Consider the following 5,031-nt stretch of genomic DNA (forward strand, 5'->3'; position numbering starts at 1 on the left):
TGGCCTGCCAGCCGGCCCGCCCGCGCGACACATGGTCGATCGTGGCGATGGCCTTGGACACGTGAAACGGCTCGGTGTGGGTGACGGTGGCCACCGGGATCAGGCCGATGTGGCGAGTCGTCGGCGCGATGCGCGCGGCAACCATCACGGCGTCGGCGCGCCCGGCCAGCCGCCGCGCGTCGATGGCTTCACGTCGCCCCGACTGGGCCATCAAGGTGTCGTCGATGGTGAGGAAGTCCAGCAGTCCGCGCTCCGCGGTGGCGGCCAGGGCCGCCCAGTACCGTCCGGACAGCACCGAACCGGCGGCCAGTGTGGTGCGCCATGCGTGCGGGTGCCAGCCATAACCGTCGAGCGCGACGCCCAGATGCAGCGGCGAAATCACCGCAGCCACTTTTCGAACGCGATCGCACGAAACGGTCCCCAGGATGGCAACCGCTCCGGTTCCTCTAGCCGCGTGTAGCCGAGGCTGAGATACAGCGCCTCCGCCTCAGGCTGACGGATGCCGGTGACCAAGTACACCCGCCGGTACCCGCGGGCAGCGGTCTCCTCCTCCAGCACCGCGAGCAGCGCCTTGGCGTAGCCGCGGCGGCGATGCGCGCGGTCGGTCCAGATCCGCTTGAATTCGGCGGTGTGGGCGTCGTAACGGCAAAACGCACCACCAGTGACCGGTACCCCCTCCAGCACGCCCATCACTAGGCCGCCGTCGGGCGGCGCCAACTCGCCGGACGGAACCCGCAGCCACGTCAGATGGTTTCGCGGCGTACCGCCATAGCGCTGCGCGTACTCGGCGGCCAGCTCGGCCAGCAGCGGCTGGGCCAGCGGATCATCCTGGCCGGCCGACACGAACCGCAGGCGGCCCGCCGCGGTGGACTGCAGCGGTTGAGACATCACTCAACTGTCTAACGCCTCCCGATCACGCGCATTCCGGGCTGGCCCCGCACGCACCGCGGTGACATACGAGTTCGCAACCGGCGCGTCGGCCCGCTGGCCGCGCCGCAAGCCGGGCAAACCGGTGACGCCGCAAAGGTCGGCCAGCGTGGTGGCGACAGTCTCCCAACCCTGCGCGGCCAGGTATTCGGCGACGTCGTTGTGCTCGCCGGGGAAGGTCAGCTCGCTCATGTCGATGTCCAAGCCGTGTTCTCGCCAACGGGCAGCCAGGGCAGGGTCGTAGCCGCCCGGCGTCTGGCTTGCGCCGTAATCGGCGGCGAACCGGCTACCGGCGGCGCTGAGCGCCGTGATGTTGTCCAGCAGGCGATCCTGGGCATCGGGCGGTAGTAATCCGATGAGCAGCCCTTCGGCGATCCACGCGCGGGGTTGGCTGGCGTCGAAGCCCACTCGCCGCAGCGCCGCGGGCCAGTCTTGCCGTAGATCGACGCCCACCGCGCGACGTTTGGCCGTCAGCGCGGCGCCGAGGGATCGCAGCGTTTGGGTCTTGAACTCGATCACGTCCGGCTTGTCGAGTTCGTACACCGTGGTGTCGGGCGGCCACCAGAGCCGATAGGGCCGGGCATCCAGGCCCGAGGCCAGGATCACCACTTGCCGGATGCCCGCGATCCCGGCATCGGCGCAAAAGCCGTCGAAGAAGCGGGTGCGCACGGCGAACAGATCGGTCATTGTGCCGAACACGAAATCGTCGCCGAGGTCGGCCATATCAAGCTCGCCGGCGGCTAGCCGGATGAAAACGTAGATTCCGACGGCACGCACCAGCGGCTCAGCGAACGGGTCACTGATCAGCCCGCGCTTGGTCGCCACTGCGCGGGCTGTCGCCGCCATGGTCGCGGTGGCTCCGACGCTGCTGGCCGGATTCCAGGTGTCGTTGTCAGTGCGCGCCATGTCGCTCCCGTCACGCGTCGGAGTGGCGCCGCAGCACCGCCGCGCCCGCCGCCCGCCACCCCAGCAGCAGCACCGCGGTGACCGCTCCGGCCACCACCACGAAAGTGCCGGCCATACCGGCCCCGGTGGCTTTGCGCAACAGCATGCCGACCGCCAGTGTGGCGAGCCACACGACGACCCCGGTCGGGACAACGGCCGTCGGGCATCGCCAGCCGCGGGACATCAGCCACCCCACGACCGTCCCGGTGAGAAAGGGCCACGCCGTCGTGGCGATGCCCGCCACGGTGAGTCCTTCGTCGTGGCTGCGGCGGCCGAGTGCGCAGAACACCAACACGCACCCGACATCGAGGCCCAGCCACGGCGCACGTTGCATGCCGCGACAGTACCTGCCATCTTGCTCTGCCGAGCATGGCGAATGTAGCTTCGGCACGAATGAATGCCGATTCACCCAGGTACAGATGACCGCCAAACTCGCACTTGTGACCGGCGCAGGCTCGGGTATCGGCAAGGCGATCGCGCTGGGTTTCGCCGCTCAAGGCGACCGTGTCGTCGCCGCCGACATCGACGAGGCGGCCGCCGAGGCAACTGCCAAGGAGCAGCCGCAGTTGATCACCGCGCTGCCGGTCGACGTGGCCGACCGCACCCAAGTGGACACGTTGCGAGACCGGACGCACGCCGAAGCCGGGGTGCCCACCGTCGTAGTCAACGCCGCGGGCTGGGACCGCAGCCATCAATTCCTCGGTGCGACAACCGAATTCGCGGAAAAGGTGGTCGCCATCAACTATCTGGGGCCGGTGTACGTGTGCAGCGCGTTCCTGCCAGGATTGATCGAGGCCGGCGGCGGCGGGCGGGTGATCAACCTCGCCAGCGACGCCGGCCGGGTGGGCAGTGCGGGCGAAACCATCTACGCCGGCGCCAAGGGCGGAGTCATTGCGCTGACCAAGTCGCTGGCCCGGGAAATGGCGCGTCACCAGATCACCGTGAATTGCGTGTGCCCCGGTCCGACCGATACTCCGCTATTCGCGGCGATGCCGGAGAAGCTGCGTGAAGCACTGATCAAGGCGATCCCGTTTCGGCGGCTGGCGCGCCCGGAAGAGGTCGCCGCGCCGGTGCTGTTCTTCGCCTCCGATGCCGCGTCGTTCATTACCGGGCAGGTATTGAGTGTCAGCGGCGGACTTACCATGGCCGGGTGACTAGCTTCGACCCCATCGATCCGCTCAGCTTGGACGCGTCGCTGTCCAGCGACGAGATTGCGGTGCGCGACACCGTCCGACAGTTCTGCGCCGAGCACGTCGCTCCGCACATCGCCGACTGGTTCGAGATCGGTGATCTGCCGGTGCGCGACCTGGCAAAAGGCTTCGGCGAGCTGGGTCTGCTCGGCATGCACTTGCACGGCTATGGGTGCGGCGGCGCGTCGGCGGTGCACTACGGGCTGGCGTGTCTGGAGCTGGAGGCCGCCGACTCCGGTATCCGGTCGCTGGTGTCGGTGCAAGGGTCGTTGGCCATGTTCGCGATCTGGAACTACGGCTCCGAAGAGCAAAAGCGGCAGTGGCTGCCCGGCATGGCGGCAGGTGAGCTCGTCGGCTGTTTCGGGCTGACCGAACCCGACGTCGGATCCGACCCGGCAGCGATGAAAACCCGGGCGCGGCAAGACGGTTCGGACTGGATTCTCAACGGCCGCAAGATGTGGATCACCAACGGCTCGGTCGCCGATGTGGCGATCGTATGGGCCGGCACCGACGACGGCATCCGCGGCTTCATCGTCCCCGCCAATACCCCGGGGTTTACCGCCAACACGATTCACCACAAGCTGTCGCTGCGGGCGTCGATCACCAGCGAATTGGTGCTCGAGGACGTCCGGCTGTCTCAGGACGCCTTGCTGCCCAAGGCGTCTGGGCTTCGCGGCCCGTTGGCGTGCCTATCAGAGGCGCGCTACGGGATCGTCTGGGGAGCGATGGGCGCGGCGCGGTCAGCGTGGCAGGCCGCGCTGGACTACGCCACCCAGCGAACACAGTTCGGCCGCCCGATCGCCGGATTCCAGTTGACCCAAGCCAAACTCGTCGACATGGCCGTCGAACTGCACAAGGGCCAGTTGTTGGCGCTGCACCTCGGCCGCCTGAAAGACAGTGCCGGATTACGGCCCGAGCAGGTCAGCTTCGGCAAGCTCAACAACACCCGCGAGGCTCTCGAAATCTGTCGCACCGCCCGAACCATCCTGGGCGGCAATGGGATATCGCTGGAGTATCCGGTGATCCGGCACATGGTCAACCTGGAATCGGTGCTGACCTACGAGGGCACGCCGGAGATGCACCAGCTGGTGCTGGGCCAGGCCTTCACCGGTCTGGACGCCTTCCGATGACCCTGGCCTATACCGCGGAGCATCAGCAGTTCCGCGAACTGGTACGGGATTTCGTGCAGCAGACCGTGCTGCCCGCCCACGAGACCTGGGAACACGCCGGGTGTTGGGACCGATCTTTGTTCACCGAGGCCGGAAAGCTCGGGCTGCTGGGATTCCCGGTACCCGAGGAGTACGGCGGCCCAAACGTCGACGACTTTCGCTACCACGCGATCCTCGTCGAGGAGCTGCAGCGGGCAGGTGCGGCGGCCGAGGCTGTCGCGTTCTCGCTACAGAACGACATCGTGCTGCCATACCTGACCGAGCTGACCACAGCCGAGCAGAAGCGGCGGTGGCTGCCCGGTGTGGTGACCGGCGAGACGGTGCTGGGCATCGCGATGACCGAGCCGGGCGCGGGCAGCGATCTGGCCGGGATTGGCGCCTCCGCGGTGCGCGAGGGCAATCACTACATCGTCAACGGCGCGAAAACATTTATCTCCAATGGGCAAAACGGGGACCTGTTCGTCGTGGCGGTACGCACCTCGCCCGACCGGCACAAGGGACTGTCGCTACTGGTAGTCGACGCCGACACACCGGGTTTTAGCCGTGGCCGCAATCTGGAGAAAATCGGACTGCATGCCCAGGACACCAGCGAGCTGACCTTCACCGACATGCGCGTACCGGCCGACAACCTGCTCGGAGAAGAGGGTCAGGGCTTCTACCGGTTGATGGAAAACCTTCCGCAGGAGCGGCTTTCGTTGGCGGTAGGTGCGGTCGGCGCGGCGGAGGGAGTACTGGCCCAGACACTGGATTACGTCCGGCAGCGGCAGGCTTTCGGCACGCCGATCGCCAGTTTCCAAAAC

The 5,031-nt window shown here is 67.4% G+C and carries 6 protein-coding genes and 1 pseudogene (1 of these 7 only partly in view); 3 read left to right on the forward strand and 4 right to left on the reverse strand.

From position 1 onward, the window contains the following. The 4 genes from ACFE99_RS19265 to ACFE99_RS19280 form a co-directional block, all read right to left on the reverse strand. Positions 1 to 379 (reverse strand): LLM class flavin-dependent oxidoreductase (locus ACFE99_RS19265; protein WP_375488042.1); only part of this gene is annotated, 379 nt, incomplete at its 3' end. After that, on the reverse strand, positions 379 to 888 hold the full coding sequence (locus ACFE99_RS19270; RefSeq protein WP_375488033.1) for a GNAT family N-acetyltransferase: 510 nt from the start codon (positions 886 to 888) through the stop codon (positions 379 to 381). The genes ACFE99_RS19270 and ACFE99_RS19265, both read right to left, overlap by 1 nt. A gap of 3 nt (positions 889 to 891) precedes the next feature. Continuing rightward, positions 892 to 1,833 carry an SAM-dependent methyltransferase gene (locus ACFE99_RS19275; RefSeq protein WP_375488034.1) on the reverse strand — a complete coding sequence of 314 codons (942 nt, stop codon included), beginning with the start codon at positions 1,831 to 1,833 and terminating at the stop codon, positions 892 to 894. Positions 1,834 to 1,843: 10 nt separating this feature from the next. Next, positions 1,844 to 2,206, reverse strand: coding sequence for a DUF3054 domain-containing protein (locus ACFE99_RS19280; protein ID WP_375488035.1), 363 nt, complete (start codon positions 2,204 to 2,206; stop codon positions 1,844 to 1,846). 85 nt (positions 2,207 to 2,291) lie between these two features. Here ACFE99_RS19280 and ACFE99_RS19285 point away from each other — a divergent pair, with 85 nt between their 5' ends. From ACFE99_RS19285 to ACFE99_RS19295, 3 genes and pseudogenes are all read left to right on the forward strand, one after another. After that, entirely contained in the window at positions 2,292 to 3,026 is a 735-nt protein-coding gene (locus ACFE99_RS19285) for an SDR family NAD(P)-dependent oxidoreductase (RefSeq protein ID WP_375488036.1), read from the forward strand. Beyond that, positions 3,023 to 4,192, forward strand: coding sequence for an acyl-CoA dehydrogenase (locus tag ACFE99_RS19290; protein WP_375488037.1), 1,170 nt, complete (start codon positions 3,023 to 3,025; stop codon positions 4,190 to 4,192). The genes ACFE99_RS19285 and ACFE99_RS19290 overlap by 4 nt, the downstream gene beginning before the upstream one ends. Continuing rightward, positions 4,189 to 5,031: pseudogene (locus ACFE99_RS19295) on the forward strand (acyl-CoA dehydrogenase family protein); it runs 296 nt beyond the window's last position. Before ACFE99_RS19290 ends, ACFE99_RS19295 begins: the two are co-directional and overlap by 4 nt.

This window comes from uncultured Mycobacterium sp. (assembly GCF_964249325.1).
GTDB lineage: Bacteria > Actinomycetota > Actinomycetes > Mycobacteriales > Mycobacteriaceae > Mycobacterium.